This is a genomic window from Actinophytocola sp. (assembly GCF_035712165.1).
In the GTDB taxonomy this organism is placed as follows: Bacteria; Actinomycetota; Actinomycetes; order Mycobacteriales; family Pseudonocardiaceae; genus DASYTH01.
Genome location: NZ_DASTBH010000241.1, coordinates 1 through 19824, shown reverse-complemented (window position 1 = coordinate 19824; position 19824 = coordinate 1). Strand labels below are relative to the sequence as shown.

At 71.7% G+C, this 19824-nt stretch carries 20 protein-coding genes and 1 pseudogene; 9 read left to right on the top strand and 12 right to left on the bottom strand.

All coding sequences use genetic code 11. The features are described from left to right. Positions 1-431, top strand: a pseudogene (locus VFO68_RS13890) (hypothetical protein); the annotation flags it as partial. A 60-nt stretch (positions 432-491) separates the two neighbouring features. Here VFO68_RS13890 and VFO68_RS13885 read toward each other — a convergent pair. Together VFO68_RS13885 and VFO68_RS13880 are read right to left on the bottom strand one after the other, a co-directional pair. Next, the gene (locus VFO68_RS13885; RefSeq protein ID WP_325158672.1) at positions 492-1241 is read right to left on the bottom strand and encodes a hypothetical protein; all 750 of its coding nucleotides are present in this window, start codon (positions 1239-1241) and stop codon (positions 492-494) included. Between the two features lie 22 nt (positions 1242-1263). Then, on the bottom strand, positions 1264-1806 hold the full coding sequence (locus tag VFO68_RS13880) for a hypothetical protein (protein WP_325158671.1): 543 nt from the start codon (positions 1804-1806) through the stop codon (positions 1264-1266). 307 nt (positions 1807-2113) lie between these two features. Here VFO68_RS13880 and VFO68_RS13875 point away from each other — a divergent pair, with 307 nt between their 5' ends. Further along, complete coding sequence (locus VFO68_RS13875) at positions 2114-2677, top strand: hypothetical protein (protein ID WP_325158670.1); 564 nt, start codon at positions 2114-2116, stop codon at positions 2675-2677. Here VFO68_RS13875 and VFO68_RS13870 read toward each other — a convergent pair. Both VFO68_RS13870 and VFO68_RS13865 read right to left on the bottom strand, forming a co-directional pair. Continuing rightward, positions 2665-3870, bottom strand: coding sequence for an MFS transporter (locus VFO68_RS13870; RefSeq protein ID WP_325158669.1), 1206 nt, complete (start codon positions 3868-3870; stop codon positions 2665-2667). The two genes, VFO68_RS13875 and VFO68_RS13870, sit on opposite strands and share 13 nt — an antisense overlap. Before the next feature lie 73 nt (positions 3871-3943). Next, positions 3944-5179 (bottom strand): HesA/MoeB/ThiF family protein, encoded by a 1236-nt coding sequence (locus VFO68_RS13865; protein WP_325158668.1) that lies wholly within the window; start codon positions 5177-5179, stop codon positions 3944-3946. 181 nt (positions 5180-5360) lie between these two features. Here VFO68_RS13865 and VFO68_RS13860 point away from each other — a divergent pair, with 181 nt between their 5' ends. Genes VFO68_RS13860 through VFO68_RS13845 form a run of 4 tightly spaced genes read left to right on the top strand, consistent with a single transcriptional unit; the run spans position 5361 to position 7693 of the window. Continuing rightward, positions 5361-6338, top strand: a complete 978-nt coding sequence (locus tag VFO68_RS13860; protein WP_325158667.1) for a TIGR03557 family F420-dependent LLM class oxidoreductase — start codon at positions 5361-5363, stop codon at positions 6336-6338. Then, entirely contained in the window at positions 6338-6757 is a 420-nt protein-coding gene (locus VFO68_RS13855; RefSeq protein ID WP_325158666.1) for a phage holin family protein, read from the top strand. Before VFO68_RS13860 ends, VFO68_RS13855 begins: the two co-directional genes overlap by 1 nt. Next, on the top strand, positions 6738-7052 hold the full coding sequence (locus tag VFO68_RS13850) for a DUF3618 domain-containing protein (protein ID WP_325158665.1): 315 nt from the start codon (positions 6738-6740) through the stop codon (positions 7050-7052). The genes VFO68_RS13855 and VFO68_RS13850 overlap by 20 nt, the downstream gene beginning before the upstream one ends. After that, on the top strand, positions 7049-7693 hold the full coding sequence (locus tag VFO68_RS13845) for a UdgX family uracil-DNA binding protein (protein WP_414635499.1): 645 nt from the start codon (positions 7049-7051) through the stop codon (positions 7691-7693). Before VFO68_RS13850 ends, VFO68_RS13845 begins: the two co-directional genes overlap by 4 nt. 46 nt (positions 7694-7739) lie before the next feature. Here the strand turns inward: VFO68_RS13845 and VFO68_RS13840 are convergent, their stop codons facing one another. Next, complete coding sequence (locus VFO68_RS13840; RefSeq protein WP_325158663.1) at positions 7740-8132, bottom strand: hypothetical protein; 393 nt, start codon at positions 8130-8132, stop codon at positions 7740-7742. An 87-nt stretch (positions 8133-8219) separates the two neighbouring features. Here VFO68_RS13840 and VFO68_RS13835 point away from each other — a divergent pair, with 87 nt between their 5' ends. The 3 genes from VFO68_RS13835 to VFO68_RS13825 all read left to right on the top strand — a co-directional run bounded on the left by VFO68_RS13835 (position 8220) and on the right by VFO68_RS13825 (position 10951). After that, complete coding sequence (locus tag VFO68_RS13835; RefSeq protein ID WP_325158662.1) at positions 8220-8705, top strand: DUF6328 family protein; 486 nt, start codon at positions 8220-8222, stop codon at positions 8703-8705. Positions 8706-8714: 9 nt separating this feature from the next. After that, positions 8715-9515 carry a lipase gene (locus VFO68_RS13830; protein ID WP_325158661.1) on the top strand — a complete coding sequence of 267 codons (801 nt, stop codon included), beginning with the start codon at positions 8715-8717 and terminating at the stop codon, positions 9513-9515. 155 nt (positions 9516-9670) lie between these two features. Further along, entirely contained in the window at positions 9671-10951 is a 1281-nt protein-coding gene (locus VFO68_RS13825; RefSeq protein WP_325158660.1) for a Cys-Gln thioester bond-forming surface protein, read from the top strand. Here the strand turns inward: VFO68_RS13825 and VFO68_RS13820 are convergent. The 7 genes from VFO68_RS13820 to VFO68_RS13790 all read right to left on the bottom strand — a co-directional run. After that, positions 10888-11715 carry an ABC transporter permease gene (locus VFO68_RS13820; protein ID WP_325158659.1) on the bottom strand — a complete coding sequence of 276 codons (828 nt, stop codon included), beginning with the start codon at positions 11713-11715 and terminating at the stop codon, positions 10888-10890. The genes VFO68_RS13825 and VFO68_RS13820 overlap by 64 nt on opposite strands. Further along, positions 11712-12626 carry an ABC transporter ATP-binding protein gene (locus VFO68_RS13815; protein ID WP_325158658.1) on the bottom strand — a complete coding sequence of 305 codons (915 nt, stop codon included), beginning with the start codon at positions 12624-12626 and terminating at the stop codon, positions 11712-11714. The genes VFO68_RS13820 and VFO68_RS13815 overlap by 4 nt, the downstream gene beginning before the upstream one ends. Beyond that, positions 12623-13753 carry a hypothetical protein gene (locus tag VFO68_RS13810; protein ID WP_325158657.1) on the bottom strand — a complete coding sequence of 377 codons (1131 nt, stop codon included), beginning with the start codon at positions 13751-13753 and terminating at the stop codon, positions 12623-12625. The genes VFO68_RS13815 and VFO68_RS13810 overlap by 4 nt, the downstream gene beginning before the upstream one ends. A gap of 32 nt (positions 13754-13785) precedes the next feature. Beyond that, positions 13786-14262 (bottom strand): universal stress protein, encoded by a 477-nt coding sequence (locus VFO68_RS13805; RefSeq protein ID WP_325158656.1) that lies wholly within the window; start codon positions 14260-14262, stop codon positions 13786-13788. Between the two features lie 63 nt (positions 14263-14325). After that, on the bottom strand, positions 14326-15393 hold the full coding sequence (locus VFO68_RS13800; RefSeq protein ID WP_414635498.1) for an NAD(P)H-dependent flavin oxidoreductase: 1068 nt from the start codon (positions 15391-15393) through the stop codon (positions 14326-14328). Between the two features lie 86 nt (positions 15394-15479). After that, a complete protein-coding gene (locus VFO68_RS13795; protein ID WP_325158654.1) occupies positions 15480-17186 on the bottom strand; it encodes a ThuA domain-containing protein in 1707 nt (568 codons plus the stop codon). Between the two features lie 15 nt (positions 17187-17201). Then, positions 17202-19824 (bottom strand): carbohydrate-binding protein (locus tag VFO68_RS13790; RefSeq protein ID WP_325158653.1); only part of this gene is annotated, 2623 nt, incomplete at its 5' end.

Sequence of the window (19824 nt, the reverse complement as noted above, 5' to 3'; positions counted from 1 at the left end):
CCTCCTACGCCTCGCCGGTCACCGAGCGGATGGACGAGATCCTGCACGGCCCGCAGGGCTGCCCGTTCCGCCTGTCCGATGCGCGGTACGGCCGGACCGAGGCGGTCCCGCAACTGTCCGCCGCGCTGCGGGGCGTCGCCCAGCGCGCCGGCGTGCGGTTCCTGGACTTCTCCCGGGCCACCGAGGGCCGCGAGGCGTGCAGCGGCGGGGCCAGTTCGGCGTCCGAATGGCAGAACCGGATCACCGTGGACCCGTTCGCCTGGGTGTACGGCGGGCTGGACGCCGTCGGCATTCACATGGCGCAGCAGTCCTTCCATCCCAACGCCCGGGGCCACGCGCAGCTCGGCCGGTGTGTCACCGAGTTCGTGCGCTCCGCCGCCGGCTCGGCCAGCTGTCTGATCGGCGCGGACGGGAACCTGCACGCGACCTAGACCAGAAATGACGGATGCCCACACCGGGGTCTCCGGTGTGGGCATCCGGGCTGGGGAACCTCAGGCGTCCAGCAGCTGGTTGAAGAACGAGCGGTAGCGCCGCAGCGCGATCCGCAGGTCCTCGGTCTGCAGGTCGCCGTCGCCCTCGCGCCAGTGGCCCTCGAGCTCCTGCTTGTGCTGGTTGAACATGGTGGCCAGGGACTGGATCACCTCGGCGACCAGGTGGTCGGCGCTGCGCACCGCCTCGCTCGGGTCGTCGACGAACATGGTCTGAACCTGTTGCCACTCGGTGCGGAAGCGCTCCACGTCCTCGGACGAGAACAGTTGGCGCACCTGGTCGGAGTCGTCCGTCGCCTGCGGGGTGGGCCGCTCGCTCGCCGCGACCTCCGGCTCGCCGCCGGCCTCGGGCTTGATCTCGGTCCAGCCGGTGTCCGTCCGGTCCGTGTCGGTCATGTCCGTGTCGGTCATGTGCCGGTCCGTCATGTCCCGGTCGGTGTCCGTGTGGGTCATGTCCGGGTCGGTCATGTCCGACTCGGTGTGGGTCCGCTCGGATTCGGTCCAGCCGGTTTCGGTCCGGTCGGCCATGTCCTGGTCGGTGCCGGTCATGTCCGGCTCGGTGTCGAACCGGTCCCGGTCGAACTCGTCGGTGTTGCTGTCCCGGGTCTCGCCGTCGCGTGCGTAGTCCATGTCGTCGTCCGCCGTGCGGGGCGGGGGAAGCTCGTCGGTGTCGGCTTGGCGCGTCTCCCCGGCTGTCGCCAGATCCTCGGTGCGGAGCCGGTTGTCGTCATCCACCTTCTGGTCGTGTGCCATCGGTGCCATCCTCCTTGGTCAGTCAGGCTCGCCGGTGGGCCGTGTCGGCCCGGTGATCGTCCGATTCGGATGCGAGCAGTTCCTCGAACAGCGCCCGGTAGTGCACCATCGCCTCGCGAAGGTCCTCAGTGGACGCCTGGTTGACCGAGTGCCGCTCCATCACCTCGTGGGCGTCGCGGTAGTGGTTCAGCGTCGTCGCGTGCCGCACCGACAGGTCGGCAACCTGCTGCTCGAAGCCTTCGGTGGGGTAGCCCCGCTCGGACATCACGACCGTCACCAGTCGGTCCGCCTCGGCCACCGCACTGCCCGGATCGTCGACGAAGTCGGCCTGAACCCGTTCCCACTCCTCGATGTGGCGGGTCCGCGCGGCTTCGTCCAGCGGACGGATGTCCAGCTGCGAGTGCCGCTTCTGGCGCTCGAGCAGCTCGCTCTCCACCTCGCGCCGATCCTTGCCTTCCTCGATAGCCCGGTCGTACTCGGGGCCGAAGCGCTCGCGGAGCTGCCGGCGTCGCATCTGCTGCTGCACGAACCATGCGACCAGTGCCAGCACGACGACGGCGACCACGATGATCACGATGGTTGCGCCGGTTGACATCACATTTCCTTCCGTCACAGGAGGTTTGTCTGGTCGCGGGGTTGTCCGGTCAGAGCCGGACCAAACGGAAAGTGGCAGAGGTTACTGCATTAGGAGCAACCGCGGATCGCCACGCGGAGTAACGGCGCTTTGGTCCGGGTTGGACGGTCGTGCCTCGCGGTGACCGAGCGGTCACCTGCGGTCGGAGTCGGGAGCGAACCGGGTGCGAGTCGGGTGCAACTCGGTGGCAGCGCGGGAAAATCCTCGGACGGCGCGAAATCCGGCCGACTGAGGATTCATGCTCGCGCAAATCCTCGCCCTGCTGCTGTCGGCCCTGACCGGGATCAACCCGCCGGCACCGAGTGCTACCGCCGCGACCGTTCTGGAACCCGCCGCCGCCACCCAGGTGCCGACCGTCAACGCCGCGCCCCGGGTCACCAGCCCCGCGCCGGTCCAGGAGCAGCCGGCCGCAGCGCCGAAGCCGGCCGCGCAGTCGTTCGCCGAGCGGCTCAACGCCGCCGTGGCCGCGGTGCCGGGCGCCGGCTCGGCGACCTGGGTCGTCGCGGACAAGGGCTCGTGGGGGGCGACCGACCTGTCCAGGGGCGTGGTCTACATCGCGCCGCGCACGCCGGCCAACCGGCTGCTCGACGTCGTGCGGCACGAGTGGGTGCACGTCGCGCAGGGCCGGATCTACGGCGGCATCGGCGCGGCGAAGACCGCGCTGGCGCACGTCGGCGGGATCGAGGTCGTCGCCGACTGCGGGGCGAAGCTGCAGGGGGCCCGCTGGACGCACTACACCAAGACCTGCACCCCGGCACAGACCGCCGCGGCCCGGCAGATCCTGTCCGGTCAGGCAGCCTGAGCCAGCCGGGAATGCGACCCGCGCCGGGTCACCACCAGCCAGGCGAGCGGGACCGCGGTCAGCAGCAGCAGGCCCACGGCGGTCCAGGGCGCGGCCGGTAGGCCGTAGCGGGCCGCCACCAGACCGCCGACGATCCCGCCGAGCACCATCGAACCGTTGCCGATCACCCGGAACCCGGCCACCACCCGGCCGATCATGTTGTCGGCCACCATGGCCTGCCGGGTCGACACGATGGCCACCGTGGCCACGGCGGCGCCGAACCCGGTCGCGAAGAACACCGCCGCCGTCGCCCAGGCCGACGCGGTGCTGACGATGATCATCCAGCCAGTGGCCTGGACCAGTACGGCGACCAGTTCGATGATCTCCCACCGGGCCCGGGCCAGCCGGCCGGCGAACCCGCCGCCGACCACGCTGCCGGCCGCGAAACAGGTCAGCAGCAACCCGTAGGCCAGGTCCGAGACGCCCAGGATCTCCTTGGCGTACAAGACGAACACGGCCATGACCACCGCGTCGGCGAAGTTGAACGCGCCGACCAGCAGGGACATGGCGAACAGCGTGCGGTCCCGGAACAGGTGCACCAGCCCGGCCCACACGTCACCGAGCAGCGAGGTGCCGCGGCCGCCTTCCGGTGCGGGAGCGGCGGGTAGCGGCCGGGCGGCCCGGGCCGAGCCGACGTAGGCGGCGGCGTTGGCCAGAAACGGCACCGCGGCGCCGATTCCGAACGTCGCGGCGCCCAGTGGCAGGCCGACGAAGGACCGGCCCACCGTCTCCACCATCGCCAGGCGGCCGTTGAGCCGGCTCAGCACGTCGATCCGGCGCCCCACCACCGAGGGCAGCAGCGCCTGGGCGGCCGGATCGAAGAAGACGGTGCCCGCGGTTACCAGGAACGCGGCGGCGGCGATGGCCGGGACCGTCACCCACCCGGCGGCGACCAGCGCCACCAGACCCATGATTCCCGTGGCCCGCATCAGGTTCGACCAGATCAGCACCTGCCGGCGGGGCAACCGGTCGGTCAGCGCGCCGGCGACCAGACCGGTCAGCCAGGCCGCCGAGTAGGCGACGCTGACCGCCGCGACCGCGCGCGGATCCGTGGTCAGCGATGCCGCCAGCAGCGGCGCGGCCGCCTTGAAGATCCCGTCGCCCGCGGACGCCATCCCGGTGGACCACAGCAACGGGGTCGCCGAACCTGTCATTCGTGCCCTACTTCCCCCAAACCACGGTGCGGGCGGCCGCGAGCCGCCCGCACCGCCGCGTCGTCAGCCCGAGTCATGGGACAGGGAGAGAGCCTCGTCCTGGGTCAGGGTTCGGATCTCGACGTGCACTGACGGTCACCTCCTTCGACTGGCCGGTGGATGAACATGCTCTGGAACCGGATCCGCAGGCCGGGCAGTCCGGCCGGGGCGGGTCCGCGACGAGGTACTGGGCGTCCGGCACGGCGAGGTTGACCCCGCGCACCCGTCCCGGCCACCCGGCGGAGATGCCGGTCAACAGCATGATCACGGCGTGGGCGGCCAGGTGTCCGCAGATTCCGGCGGAGGTGGCACAGACCGCGTTGCTGCCGCGCCGGTCCACTGTGTACGGATCGGCGGCGCCGAGGATGCGGCGCCGCTCGTGTTCGGCCAGCCACAGGCACTCGTAGCAGGCCCCGGTGCCGGGCAGGTAGACGCAGACCGAGGCGCGCGGGCCGTGGTAGCCGCTGTCCACCCAGGGCGTGCCGCTGTCCAGGCAGGCCCGGTTGGCCCAGGCGCGGATCTCGCCCGGGCTGTCCGCGCACAGCAGCAGCACGTCGCAGTCGGCGACCAGGTCGCGGAAGCCGGCCACGCCACGGATCCGTTCGTGTTGGGTGGTGACCGTGATGTCGGAGTTGAGCGCCCGCAACCGTTCGGCCGCCGCATCGATCTTGGGCCGGCCGATGTCCGCCTCGGTGTAGAGGATCTGCCGGTTGAGGTTGGACAGTTCGACGGTGTCGCAGTCGACGCAGTGCAGGGTGCCCACGCCGCTCGCGGCCAGGGCGAGCGCGGCGTTGCCGCCGGTCCCGCCGAGCCCGACCAGCGTCACCGCGGCGGAGCGCAGCCGCAGTTGCGGATCCCAGGTGCTCGCCCGCGGCTGCAGGTCCACCCAGCGGTAGAACTGCCGGCTGCGTTCGTACCGGTCCCGCTCCCGGGCGGACAACGCCTGCGGCGGGTCGGGCTCGGCGTCCTCCAGATAGCCGCTTTCGACGAACTGGCAGATCGCCTGCCGGATGTCCGCCGGGGTCTGGTCCGGATGCCGGGCCCGCACGGCCGCCACCACGGCATCCACCGTCCGGGTGCCGTCCAGGCTGTCCAGCAGCGTGCCGATGGCGCCGGTCGGATCGCCCAGTTCGGCCGCGATCCCGTAGACCGCACCGCCGATCCGGATGCGGTCGCCGTTGATCCGGTAGGGCGTGTGCTCCGGCTTGACCCGGGGTTTGTGCCAGCGCTGGACCGCCCATTCCCCGGTGACGATTCCCGATTCGGACATCGTGGTAACGCGTACCAAAATGGTCCCCTTTAATGGCCGGATCGGGCGCCATTCCCGAAATCTCCGACGCCCCAGTCGAGCCCCAGTTTCGGCAAACCGAGCAAACCACCCGCCGCCGGACCTGTCAAGGAATCCTCACCGTGTGTGGTTGACCCCGGCCGAGCCGTGGTACCCGGTCCCCATGGTTCGTTTCGGGTACACGCTGATGACCGAGCAGGCCGGGCCGGCCGACCTGGTGCGGCACGCGGCCCTGGCCGAACGGGCCGGCTTCGACTTCGAGGTGATCAGCGACCACTACTTTCCCTGGTTGGACGAGCAGGGTCACTCCGCCAACGCCTGGGCCGTGCTCGGCGCCGTGACCCAGGCGACCGAGCGGGTGGAGCTGATGACCTATGTGACCTGTCCGACCATGCGTTATCACCCCACGGTCGTCGCCCAGCAGGCCGCCACCGTGCAGTTGTTGTCCGGCAATCGTTTCACCCTCGGGCTCGGCGCGGGGGAGAACCTCAATGAGCATGTCGTCGGTCGCGGCTGGCCGCCGGTGAACGTACGGCACGAGATGCTCGACGAAGCTCTGGAGATCATTTCCGCGCTGTTCGACGGCGGTTATGTGAACTACGCGGGCGACCATTTCCGGATCGACTCGGCAAAGCTGTGGGATCTGCCGGAGACCCGGGTGCCGGTGGCCGTCGCCGTGTCCGGCAAGCAGTCGGTGGACCGGCTGGCCCCGCTGGCCGACGCGATGATCGCGGTGCAGCCCGAGCCGGAACTGTGCGACATGTGGGACCGGACGCACGACGGGCGGTCGGCGAAGATCGGTCAGGTGCCGGTGTGCTGGGATCCCGACCGCGACGCCGCGGTGCGCCGGGCACACGAGCAGTTCCGCTGGTTCGCGGGCGGTTGGAAGGTCAACGCCGAACTGCCCGGCCCGGCCGGGTTCGCGGCGGCCTCGCAGTTCGTCCGGCCCGAGGACGTGGCCGAGACCATCCCGTGCGGACCGGATCTCGAACCGATCATCGAGGCGGTGAAACCCTTCTGGGAGGCCGGGTTCAGCCACATCGCGCTGCTGCAGATCGGCGGCGGGCACCAGGAGGCCTTCACCGACCTGGCGCAGCGGCGGCTGTTGCCGGCACTGCGAGCCGCGGCGGAGGACAAGTGATGACCACCCACACGCAACAGACCGACCGGTCGATGGCCCAGCTGGTCAGCGATCTCTCCGAGCAGACCACCCGGCTGGTCCGGCTCGAGGCCGCACTCGCCGCGCGCGAGGTGGCCACCAAGGCGAAGCGGGGCGCGGTCGGCGGCGGCATGCTGGCCGGGGCGCTGGTGCTCGCCGGTTACGCCGGCGCCGTGCTGCTGGCCGCCCTGGTGCTGGGACTGGCCACGGCGATGCCGGCCTGGACCGCCGCGCTGGTGGTGGGCATCGGCCTCCTGGTTCCGGCCGTAGTCGTGGCGCTGCTCGGCCGTTCGCAGCTGCGCCGGGCGCTGCCACCCATCCCCGACGCCACACTGGCTCGGGTCCGGGAAGACATCGACGTCATCAAGGAAGGAGCCAGCAATGACCCGGACCAAGGCTGAGCAGGACCGCTACGCGCTGCCCGGCAGCCCGCCGACCGACGAGGACCTACGGCACGAGGCGGCGCTGACCCGGGCCGAGATCGGCGAAACGGTCGCCGCGCTGCGGCACCGGGCGGACGTCAAGGCCCGGATGCGGGAGGCCGCCCAGCACCGGATGGCCCTGCTGCACGACGCGATGAACGCCACCACCGATCACGCACACCGGCTGGCCGGCACCGTCCGCGCCCACCCGGTGCTGGCCGGGGGCGTGGCCACCATCGCGGCCGCCCTGGTGATGCTGACCATCTGGAGCTGACCGTGGCTCGCACCGCGGCCGTCGTGCCGGACGCGGCCGGGCTCGACGAACTGCGCGCGGCCGCGGCCACCTGCACCGGCTGCGACCTGTACCGGGACGCCACCCAGACGGTGTTCGGCGAGGGCTCCGAGCGTGCCCGGGTCGTCGTCGTCGGCGAACAGCCCGGCGACCAGGAGGACAAGACCGGCCGGCCGTTCGTCGGACCCGCGGGCGCGATGCTCGACCGGGCCCTGCGGGAGTTGGCCGTCGACCGGTCCGCGCTGTACGTCACCAACGCCGTCAAGCACTTCCGGTTCGTCCGGGTCGAGCGCGGCAAGCGGCGCATCCACAAGACCCCGAGCCGCACCGAGGTCGTCGCCTGCCGGCCGTGGCTGCTGGCCGAACTGCGCCGCGTGTGCCCGGAGTACGTGGTGCTGCTGGGTTCGGTGGCCACCAAGGCGTTGCTCGGCCCCTCGGCCAAGCTCACCGACCTGCGCGGCCGGTTGCTGGACCTGGACTCCGTGGATGGCGAACCGGTTCCGCCCGCCCGGCTCCTGGTGACCACCCACCCGTCGGCCATCCTGCGCGCCCCGGACCGCGAAGCCGCCTATGCCGGTTTCCTCGCCGACCTCACGGTGCTGGCGAAGGCCCTGGACAAGTAGGTCGACTCGCGGACGGATCCCGGGTCCCGCTGTCCATCTGGGACGGTTATCGAGAACGGGAACGGTCGTGCGGGGTGCGGATCTCCTCGGCCATGGATCCGCCGGCCTCGTCGGCAGACTGGCCGCGGGCCACGGCGGCGTGCTCGGGCAGCAGCTCGCGGGGGATGTCGTCGACGATCAGCTGGTCGGCGGCCTCGCCGTCGGCGGCCTCGAGGTCGTCCGGGTCGGCGTCCAGGTCCGGCGTGACGTCCGGTTCCTCCTCCCGCAGCCGGTGCTCCAGGTCCTGGCCCTGCCGCTGCTCGGCCGCGGTGGTGCCGAACCGGTCGGCCTCGGACCAGTGCTCGGGCGGATCCATGCCGGCTTCGAGCGGGTCCAGCGCCAGCCGGTCCTCGTCGAGATCCTCGGCACTGCTGTGGTCGTGGTATTCCGGTTCGGTCATGGCGCCCGGGTACCCCGCCGGTCCGCGGTCAACCGATTGGGTCCCACCCGGCTTGGGTAACCGCTGGTCGGCGAGAGGAGGAACACGGTGAGTGAGGCCGAGGAGTCAGAGTCGCAGCAGTTGGCGCGCAACCTCAACGAACTGCTGCAGGAGATCCGGGTCGCCCAGGCCGGGGTGCAGATCCTGTTCGGGTTCCTGTTATCGATCACCTTCATGGAACGCTATGTCGCGGCCAGCGGCTATGTGAAAGCCATCCACCTGACCACGGTGCTGTTCGCCACGGCCGCGGTGCTGCTGCTGACCGGACCGGCGGCCTGGCACCGGGTGCTGTTCCGGCAGGGCCGGCGGGAGTACATCATCCGGGTGGCCGACAAGCTGGCGATCGCCGGGCTCGCCTGCCTCGCCGTGGCGGTGAGCGGCACCCTCCTGCTGATCTTCGAGATGGTGATCGGCGGCCTGGTGCCCGTGGTGCTCGGCGGGGCGGCGCTGGTCGCGTTCGGGGTGGTCTGGTTCGCCATGCCGTTGCAGCAGCGGTCCCGCGGTCCGGCCCCGGAACGCATCGACAGTGAGTGATGATGAGGTGTGCGGTGGTGGACCGGGCTGAGCGGCCGGCGCCGGGTGCTGTTCGGCGCCCTGGCGGTGCTCGTGGTCGTTCTGGTCCTGGTCCTCGGCGTGCGGGTGCTGGCCGACCGCCAGCCCCGGGCCGGGACCCCGCCGCAGGACCGCCCCGGTCCGGTGCTGCTCATTCCCGGCTACGGCGGTTCCCGCGACGCGCTTCTCGCGCTGGCCGGCCGGATCGGCGGCGCCGGCCGCGAGACCCGGGTGCTCACCCTGGCCGGTGACGGCACCGGCGACCTGCTCGCGCAGGTCGCGGTTCTCGACCGGGAGGTCGACGCCGCGCTGGACGGCGGCGCGCCCTCGGTGGACCTGATCGGCTACTCGGCCGGTGGCGTGGTGGCCCGGCTCTGGGTGGCCCGGCACGACGGCGAGCACCGGGCCCGGCGGGTGGTCACCCTCGGTGCTCCGCTGCACGGCACCACGCTGGCCGGCACCGGTCGCGTGCTGCTGCCCGATGCCTGCCCGACCGCCTGTCAACAGCTCGTTCCCGGCAGCGCCCTGCTTTCCTCCGTCGACGGGGCGCCGGTCCCCCTTCCGTGGCTGTCGGTCTGGACCGAAACCGACGAAACCGTCACACCGCCCGACTCCGCCCGGCTGGACGGCGCGGTCAACCTCCCGCTCCAGCAACTCTGCCCCGGTATCCGAATAGGACACTCCGAGCTGCCGGTCGACGCCGTGGTCACGGCCATCGTCCGGACCGCGCTGGGCACCGCCCCGCTTGGCTCCGGCCCGGCGAACACGGTCTGTACACAGAATCGCCGGTAGACCACCTCACCGAGTGGTCTTGTGGCCTCGAAAGCGTGAGAGTGGCGCGGCGGAATTGTTGAAGTGCCGTGGTTTGGCGTTTCATCCCCGGCGGGCACGCACGCACTCAAGGAGGTTTCATGACGCGCACGCCGGTATCGCGGAGGCGCAGGATCGTGGCAATCGCGCTGGGTCTGTCCGCGACGTTCGGCACGGTGGTTCCGGCGAGCGCACAGGTAACGCCGTCGATCGCGCCAGCACCCGGCTGCCAGACCGGGTACGTCCTCGAGGGCTTCGTCAACCCGGATCACGACATCCGCCGGGGTTATCCGAACCCGTCGGTCAACCTCAGGGCGGATCCGCACTGGCGGGCGGCGGAACCGGCCGCCTCCCTGCACTGTGTCGACTCGCTGGGCGCCTACCGCACCCAGCTACGGGCGCCGGACAAGCCCGGTCCGCGCAACGGCATCGGGGCCGCGCCGGCCGAGATCCCCAACTTCGGCTACGTCAACTACATCCTGCAGAACTACTACCCGGCCAGGAAGAACCCGGCGGTCGCCGACCCGCGCCAGGCGGCAGCCATCGTGCAGGCGGCGATCTGGTACTTCACCGACCGGTTCGTCCAGTGGCGGGACAGGGACCGGGACGGCCGGATCGACGCCGACGACACCATCAACGGCCCGGCCAGCCGGATCGTGGCCGACGCGCTGGCACACGGTCCGCTCGCGCCGCGCAAGGAAGGCCCGCGCCTGGCTGTGACCGGGCCGGTCAAGGCGGCGCCCGGCAAGGTCGCCGGGCCCTACACGGTCGCCGGCAACAACGGTCCGGCGACCGTGACCGTCACCGGCGCCCGGGCCTTCCAGGACGCGGCCCGCGCCCTGCCGCTACCCAGCACCTTCCCGCTCGGCGTCGGCGAGGACTTCTTCCTCGCCGCGGACGTGCCCGTCACGGTCACCATCTCGGTCGCGGCGCCGGTCGTGGTCGAGGTCGGCAACCTGCTGCTGTCCACCGCCGCCGGTCTGCTCGACACCCTCGGCCAGGTCCTCGCGGTCGTCGAGGCCGGCGTGGTCACGCTGGCGACCCAGCTCAGCGTCTCGATCGAGCTGGCCGCCTGCCTGTCGCTGAACTGTGCCCAGGAGGAAGTCTGCGCGGAAGACTGCTTCCCGCCGGGGGTTCCGTTCTCGGCCGAGGGCGACACGAACGAGGTGCTCCCACAGTCCGACATCCAGGGCAACGCCGAGGAGGTGGCGCCCAACTCTCCGCCGGAGACCACCCCGCCGCCCCCGCCCGGGTCACCGCCGCTGGCCCGGACCGGCGCACCCGTGGAGGGACTGCTCGGCCTGTCCGCCATCCTGCTGATCCTGGGCCTGCTCGCGGTCCGGCAGCGTCGCCGTCAGGCGGTCACGTCCCGGGTGGCGAAGTTCGCCCACGCGGCGCCGAAGAAGACCACCAGATAGCCGGCCTGCAGCAGCAACCCGTTGGTGATGCTGTGCCAGAACACCGGGTCACGGAAGAAGTCGATCCAGGCCAGCCAGTAGTTGGTCGGCAGGTAGGCCTTGATCGGGGCGGCGGCGTCCAGCGTCTGCAGGACCGAGCTGGTGATCAGCACGGCCAGCGCGCCGAGCGCCGCGCCCAACCCGGAGTCGGTGAGCGTCGACAGGAACAGCGCGATCACTCCGAACCCCAGCATCGACACCACGATGTAGCCGATCGAACCGAGTAGTCGTAGGGCCAGCTCGGCCGGGCTCAACGTCACGCCGGACAGCGACGTGACCGCGCCGGGCTGGCCGACCGCCTCGGCCCCGGTGCCGAACAGGATCACCCCGACGACCAGCGAGGTGATCACCACCAGCAGGATCGCCAGCACGATGAACGCGCACAACGCGATCAGCTTCGCCAGCAGCAGATGGGTGCGGCCCACCGGCCGGACCAGCAGGTAGCGCAGCGTCCCGGTGGCCGACTCGCCGGCCACCGCGTCACCGGCCAGCACCGCGACGGCCAGCGGCAGGAACACCGGCAACACCAGCGCCAGCGCCGCCGCCGGATACAGCGAACCGTTGCGCAGCACCGCGGACAGGAACGCCCCGCCCTGCCCCGGCGGCGGCGGAAAGTCCGCCGTGGCAAGGAAGACCGCCACGATCGCCGGAAGCAGGCAGAGCAGCAGCACGCTGACCCACATGCGCGGCCGCAGCATCAGCTTGCGCAGCTCGACGGTGATCATGTGACGCTCCGGTCCACCCGGTCCGACCCGGAGCTGGTCACCTCGAGCACCACCTGTTCGAGCGTGCGCCGCTCGGTGACGATCTCCGCGACCCGGATCCCGGCGGTGACCAGCGCCGCGTTGAGCGACGCCGGGTCGTCATGCCGGACGAACAGCCGCTCGCCCTCGCGGTGTTCGAGCTGCCCGTCCAGCACCCGCACGGCGTCCGCCGCGTCCGGCGTGTCCACCACGACCCGCCCGGTAGGGCTGCGGATGCCGGCCAGTTCGTCCTCCAGCACCAGCCGGCCGCGGTCCACCACGCCGACCCGGGTGCACAGCTGCTCGACCTCGGCGAGCAGATGGCTGGACAGGAACACGGTGGTGCCGGACCGGTTGAGGTCGATCAGCAGCTCACGGATCTCCCGGATGCCCTGCGGGTCCAGCGCGTTCGTCGGCTCGTCCAGCACCAGCAGCCGGGGGCGGCGCAGCAGCGCGGCCGCCAGGCCCAGCCGCTGCCGCATGCCCAGCGAGTAGGCCTTCACCGGCCGGCGGTCCACCCCGGCCAGGCCGACCCGCTCCAGCGACTCCTCGATCCGCTGCTTGCGGGTGCGCCGGTCGCCGCCCGGCCCGGCCGCGTCGAGCAGGGCCAGGTTGGTGCGGCCGGACAGGTGCGGGTAGGCCGCCGGACCCTCGACCAGCGCGCCCACCTCGCCGAGCACCTCGCCGATCCGCCTGGGCACCGGCCGGCCGAGCAGCTCGATCTCGCCGCTGGTCGCGTACACCAGGCCGAGCAGCATCCGGACCAGCGTGGTCTTGCCCGAACCGTTGGGCCCGAGGAACCCGTACCGGTCGCCCTCCCGGACGTGCAGGTCGACCTGGTCCACCGCGGTGACCCGGTCGAAGCGCTTGGTCAGCGCCCGGGTGACGATCACCGGCCGCTCCTCGGTGCGGTCGACAGGTCGGCGGCGGCGCGTTCCAGGACCGACCGGGTGACCAGGCCGGTGAGCAGGAACGACCGGCGGCTCGCGGTGGACCGCTCGATGATCACGGTGACCGGCGGAATGGTGAGCAGCACACCGGTGCCGCCGGGCAGGGTGAGGTCGATGGCGGCGGCCTTGCGGGCCGCCTCGGTGGCCCGCCCGCCCAGGCCGCGCGGCAGCGGCAGCACCACGAACGCCGACAGTCCGGTGCCGTACAGGGCGGCGCCGGGCACCCCGGCCAGCTCGGCGGTCCGCAGCGGCCGGCCGGCCAGCTCGGCGGGGAACAACGCCGGGTTGGCGACGCCCAGCGCCGCCACGATGTCCGGCGCCATCAGCACGTGCTCCTCGGCCTCCGGCGGATGCGCCGGGGTGAGCGTCAGCGGGTCCGGCCGGTCCAGGCGCACCTCGAGGAACTCGGTGACCAGGATCGGCGCCGCCCCGCCGCGGGCGGTCACCTCCACGCGCAGCGGCAGCCCGCTGTCCGGCTCGGCCCAGATGTCCACCTGACCGATGGTGGTCTCCGGGTCGGCCGGCCTCACCCGCAGCCCGACCGCGCCGACGCCGGCCACCCGGCGCGCCGGCAGTGCCTCCACCGGGTCGCCGGGGGCCGCGGCGAGCACCCGCCTGGCCAGGTCGGGCGGCAGCAGATCGCCGGCCCTGGGCAGCCGGACCGGCTGTTCGCCGAGCACCTGGGTGACCCGGCTGGTGCCGTACTCCCAGAGGAACTCACCCTCCGGGGTGCGGTACACGTCGTGTTCGTTGCCCAGCGACAGCACGTCGAACCGCCAGCGCTCGGGGGAGTCGTACCAGGAGCGGATCCGGGTCGTGCCGTTGACCAGGGACGTGACCTGGGTCAGGTTCGGCAGGTCGGGCACGCCGACGGTGCCGGTGCTCTCCGCGTAGCCCTGGTAGGGCTGGGCCGCCGAACGCACCATCAGCTCGCGGAGCCGGCCGGGCTCGACCGGGGCCACCGGGGACGGCAGGGCCGCGACCACGGCCGGCAGCGCGATCAGCACCGCGGCCAGGACCGCGACCAGCGACCACCGCCGCCGTCGGTCCCGAGCCACGACCGAAGCCATGGGGTATTTCTACGCCAGCAGATGTGAACCCGTCATTCGGCGCGGACGACCAGCACCGGGCACGGCGTGTGTTGCAGCACGCCTCGGCTGGTCGAGCCGAGCAGCAGTTCGGAGAGCCGGCCGTGGTGGTGCGCGCCGATCACCATGACCGCCGCCGTGTGCTCCTTCGCCAGGCGCACCAGGGTGTCCGCGACGCTGAGCTCGTCCGCGACCACCAGCGGCTCGGCCGGCAGGCCCTGGTCACTGGCCAGCTGCGCGCCCCACCGGGCCAGCTGCTTGGCCTCGTTGTACATGGCCTCGTCCACCTGCGCGACGGTCCGGATGTCGATGCCGCTCATCGGCAGCTCGAGCCCCCTGGTCGGGATCATGGCGAGGTCGAACGCCCGTCCCGCCTCCCACACCGTGACCACCAGTGCCGGCCGTCCCGGAAACAGTTGCGCCGCCTCACGAACGGCCCGCTCCGCCGCCGGCGTCCCATCGAACCCGATCAACACAAGATTCGTCGCCATGATCCCTCCACGCTACGCCGCCGCACCGCTGTCCGCGTGCCGGGCCACCATGAGCTACGCAGGTCAGCGGGCGAAGCGGTGGGTGGCGTCGGCCAGCGCGGTGCGGGCCTGGGTGGCGAGGGTGGTGACCAGGTCGGCGGCCGGGATGTCGCGGGCGAAGGGGTAACCCTGGCCGGCCCACAGGCTCATCGCCTCCGGGTCGCCCGCGGTGGCGGCTGCGGCGCGCAGGTTCCTGGTCAGGTGGTGCACGTGCGGGTAGGCGACCGGGGCCTCGGCCGAGTGGTCGAGCAGGAACCGGTTGACCAGGCCGCGGGCCGGACGGCCGGAGAACGCCAGCGTCATCGCGGTGCCGGGAAAGCGGCGGTTGGCCAGCGCCGCCTTGTAGGTCGGGTTGGCGCCGCTCTCCGGGCAGGTCAGGAACACGGTCCCGAGTTGGGCGGCGCGGGCCCCGGCGACCAGCACCGCCGCCACGTCCGCGCCGTGCGCCAACCCGCCGGTCGCGATCATCGGCAGGTCGATCTGGGCCGATATCCGGCGCAGCAACGGGATCAGGCCGATGTCGGGCACCTTCCCGGTGTTGGCGAAGGTGCCCCGGTGGCCGCCGGCGTCCGGTCCCTGCACGCACAACGCGTCCGCGCCGGCCTCGGCGGCGATGCGCGCCTCGTCCAGGCAGGTCACCGTGACGACCACGCTGGATCCGTGCGCCTTGAGCGAGGCGACGGTGTTGCGGGTCGGGCAGCCGAACGTGAAGCTGACCACCGGAACCCCGGTTTCCCGTACCACGGCGAGCTTTTCCGACCACCCGTCGTCGTCGGACACCGGCTCGCCGAGCACGGCGCCGTAGAGCGCGGCCTCCGCCTCGAGCCGGTCCCGGTACCGGTTGAGCGCCTCGGGGTCGGCCGCCGGGTCGCCGGGCACGAACAGGTTCACGCCGAACGGCCGGGCGGTCAGCCCGCGCACCGCCTGGATCTGCTCACGCAGCACGCCCGGACTGAGGTATCCGGCGGCCAGGAAGCCGAGCCCGCCCGCCTCGGACACCGCCCCGGCCAGCGCCGGCGTGGACACGCCCCCCGCCATCGGCGCCGCAACGATCGGGTAGGTCAACGCGTCCAGAACGGTCACCGGGCCCATAGTGCCCGGACTCGATTTTGGGGCGCAACGTCACGTCCATTCCGTAGCACGGGTACGACGTGACGTTGCGCCCCAAGGGAATCGATTCAGGGCATGGTCCAGCGCTGGTTCGCGGCGCCGGAGCAGGTGAGGATGACCAACTGGGTGCCGTCGGCGGTGCCGCCGGCCTGCGGGGTGAGACACCTGCCGGACTGCGGGTTGCGCAGCGTGGCGTCCGACCCGGCGGTCCAGTTCTGCGCCCCGGTCCCGTTGCAGGTCCACAGCTGCACCCGGGTGTTGTCCGCGGTGCCGCCGCCGGAGACGTCCAGGCACTTGCCCAGCGCCGTGACGGCGCCGGCGGTCGCGGTGCCGGACCAGGTCCACCGCTGCGCGCCGGTTCCGTTGCAGGTCCACAGCTGGATCTTGGTGCCGTCCGCGGTGGCCGCGCCGGAGACGTCCACGCACTTGGCGTTCACGCCGGTGATCGGCCCGGTGCGCGGTCCGGGCGGCGGGGTGCCGCCCAGTTCCTTGATCCGGATGTTGCGGAACGAGGCATCGTCACCGGTGCCGTGGTTCTGGATGCCGATGTGCCCGGACACCAGCGAGCGGGCCGGATCGGTGTTGGTGAAGTCGTTGACCCGCACGCCGTTGAGGAACACCTGCAGCCGCTCGCCCTCGACCAGCAACTCGAAGGTGTTCCACTCGCCGGGCGGGTTGAGCGCCGCGTCCCGCGCCGCCAGGTCGGCCGAGCGGAACCCGTAGATCGCCCCGGTGGTGCGGTCCGGCGTGTCGGTGGCGTCGATCTGCACCTCGTAGCCGTTGTTGATCGAGGTGTTGGGGTCCGAGCTCGGCGGGAACCCGACGAACACGCCGGAGTTGTCGTCGCCGAGCAGCCGCCAGTCCAGCTTCAGCGAGTAGGACCGGAACTCCCTTGCGCTGTACCACAACAGGCCCAGGCCGCCGACCGAGCTCAACGTGGCGTCGGCGTTGGTGAACGAACCGGGGCCGGCCTGCGACCAGCCGGCGGTGGATCCGTTGTACAGCGCGGTGTAGCCGGTCTCCGGACGGCAGTCCGCCCTGGTCCGGTTGGCCGCGTACCGGATGCCGCCGAGCAGCATCGCCCGGAACGACGTCTCGCTGTAGCTGGCCTGGGTGTGACCGTTGCCGGTGTAGAACGAGCGCCCGCCGCCGAGGGTCTTGCACCAGGTGTGCGGGTGGTCGGCGCCCATCGACCCGCCGGAGTACGTCGACTCGTCCAGAGTGGCCAGTACCCGTGCGGTGGACCGGACGTTGGTGCGGTAGTTGTACAGCTCGTCGGTGCGCACCCAGGTCTGGCCGAGGTGTGCGGTGGCCGCGTGCGCCCGGTTCTCCACCCGCTCGGTGACCTGCTGGGTGGCCGGATGCGAGGCGAAGTACGCGCCGACCAGTTCGCCGTAGAACGGCCAGTCGTACTCGGTGTCAGCCGCCGAGTGCACGCCGACGTACCCGCCGCCGCCGCGGATGTAGGACTCGAACGCGGTCTGCTGGGCCGCGTTCAGGACGTCTCCGGTGGTGTTGAGGAACACCACCGCCTCGTACTGCGCGAGGTTGCCCGTGCTGAACGCGTTCGGGTCCTCGGTGGCGGTCACGGTGAAGCTGTTGGCGGCGCCCAGATCCCGGATGGCCTGGGTGCCGACCGCGATGGAGTCGTGCCGGAACCCGGCGGTGCGGGAGAACACCAGCACGTCGTAGGGCGCGTCCGCGGCGCTGGCCACCGGCGTGCCGGTACCGCACGCCAGTACGGCCGCGGCCGCGCAGATGAGTGTTCGTCGCATGGTTCGTCGTTCCTCTCAGGGCAGGGTCCAGCGCTGGTTCGCCGCGCCGGAGCAGGTGAGGATGACCAGTTGGGTGCCGTCGGCGGTGCCGCCGGCCTGCGGCGTGAGGCACTTGTTGGACTGGGGGTTGACCAGCGTGCCGTTCGCCATCGGGGTCCAGTTCTGCGCGCCGGTCGCGTTGCAGGTCCACAGCTGCACCCGGGTGTTGTCCGCGGTGGCGCCGCCGGAGATGTCCATGCACTTGCCGAGCGCGCGCAGGGTGCTGCCGGTGCGGGTCCAGCTCTGTGCCGCGGTTCCGTTGCAGGTCCACAGCTGGATCTTGGTGCCGTCCGCGGTGGCGGCCCCGGAGACGTCCACGCACTTGGCGTTGATGCCGGTGATCGGTCCGGTGCCACCGCCGCCGGTGCCGGAGTCCACCGTGAACGCGTCCACGTCGTAGAGTGCCCCGGTTCCGGCGCCGGTGAACACCAGGAACAGCGTGGTGCTGCCGGCCGGAACCCCGGTCAGCGCGGTGGAGACGTTGACGAAGGTCTCCCAGCCACCGGTGACCGGCACGGTCACCGATCCGTGCACGGGGCCGGTCGCCGAACCGCTGCGCACGGTCAGCGTGCCGCCCGACCCGGCCGAGGACACCCGCGCGGTGAACCGGTTGGCCGACCCGAACGCGTAGGGCGCCAACGAGATCCAGTCGCCGTTGTTGATGTTGCCGACGGTGGACGCGCCCTCGGCACCGGTGTGGCTGACCACGGTGACGCCGTTCTGCGCGGTGAAGTGCTCGGCCTGCCGGTGCCGCGGTTGCAGCCGGTGCTGGGTGTGCGTGGTCAGCGCCGGCTGTCCGTTCGCCCCGAGGTCGGTGTACTCGGCGTCGAACACCGCGTAGAGGTTGGCCGCGGTGTCGTGCTCGCCGTCCACCGGGATGGTGAGCGTGCCGGAGCAGCCGGTGGCCGAGGTGATCGGATGGCCGTGGCTGTCGTGGCCGAGCACGTAGGTCAGCCGCACCCGGGCGCAGTTGATCGTCCCGTCCTCCGGGTCGGTCACCGTGATCTGGAACGGGATCGCGTCGCCGAAGTTGAACAGCGTGCCGTTGACCGGGGTGGTGATGGTGACCGCCGGCGCCGTGTTGCCGACCGTGACGACCAGGCTGGCGTTGCCGGTGCGCCCGGTCGGGTCGGTCACGGTGAGGCTGACCGTGCGCTGTCCGTTGGTGGTGTAGGTCTTGGTGGGGTTGGCCGCCGTGGACGTCGTGCCGTCGCCGAAGTTCCACAGGTAGGTCAGCGCGCCGCCGTCCGGGTCGGACGAGCCGGCCGAGGAGAAGGTCACGGCCAGCGGCGCCAGTCCGGAGGTCCGGTTGGCCGCGGCCCGCGCGATGGGTGGCTGGCCCCCCGCGCCGGGGGTGTACTCGATGCGGTAGAGCGCGGAGTTGGCGTCGCCACCGAAGTTCCCGGTGCCGTAGTCCAGCACGTAGAACGCGCCGTCCGGGCCGAAGGCGGTGTCGATGATTTGCGTTCCGGTCCACGGGAACGGGTTGATCTGCCCGGCCGTGCCGTCGGCGTTGACGTCGACCAGCCGCAGCCAGCGCCGGCCGAACTCGGCCGCCAGGTAGTGCCCGTCCATGGCCTGCGGGAACTTCACGGCGGAGTTGAGGTTCGGGTCGTAGCGGTAGACCTGGCCGCCCATCGGGGACTCCGACCCGTTGCCGAACGCCGGCACCGATCCGCCGTCGTAGGGGATCCAGGCCGCCCGTGCGGCGGGCAGCGTGGCCAGGCCGGTGTTGCGGAAGGAGTTGTTGGTCGGCCCGCCCGCGCAGTTGTACCGGGCGCCGGACGGTCCGGACGGGAAGGTGAACTCGAAGTAGGTCTCCGCGGTGGTGTTGTTTCCGGTGCAGTACGGCCACCCGTAGTTGCCCGGCGAGGCGATCCGGTTGAACTCGACCTGGCCGCCCGGTCCGCGGGTGGCGCTGGCCGCTCCCGCGTCCGGTCCGTAGTCGCCGAGGTAGACGATGCCGGTGGCCTTGTCCACGCTCATCCGGAACGGGTTGCGAAAGCCCATCGCGTAGATCTCCGCACGGGTGTTGGCGGTGCCCGGCGGGAACAGGTTGCCGGCCGGGATCGAGTAGGTCCCGTTGGCGTTGACCCGGATCCGCAGCACCTTGCCGCGCAGGTCGTTGGTGTTGGCCGAACTGCGCTGCGCGTCGAACGCCGGGTTGCGGTCGGTGCGCTCGTCGATGGGGGAGTAGCCGTCCGAGGCGAACGGGTTGGTGTCGTCCCCGGTGGACAGGTACAGGTTGCCGGCCGCGTCGAAGTCGATGTCGCCGCCGACGTGGCAGCAGATGCCGCGGTCGGCCGGCACGTCGAGCACGGTGACCTGGCTCGCCGTGTTCAGCGTGAAGTCGGCGTTGAGGGTGAACCGGGCCAGCCGGTTGACGCCGACCCAGGCGGAGAAGTTGGTTCCGGTGGCCGGAGCGTCCCCGGCCGGGGTGGACAGCGGTGGGGCGAAATAGAGGTAGATGAACCGGTTGCTGGCGAAGCCGGGGTCCACCCCGACCCCCTGCAGGCCCTCCTCGTCGTGCGAGTACACCGGAATCGTGCCGATCACCGAGGTGTTGCCGGCGGCGTCGGTGCGGCGCAGCGTTCCGCTG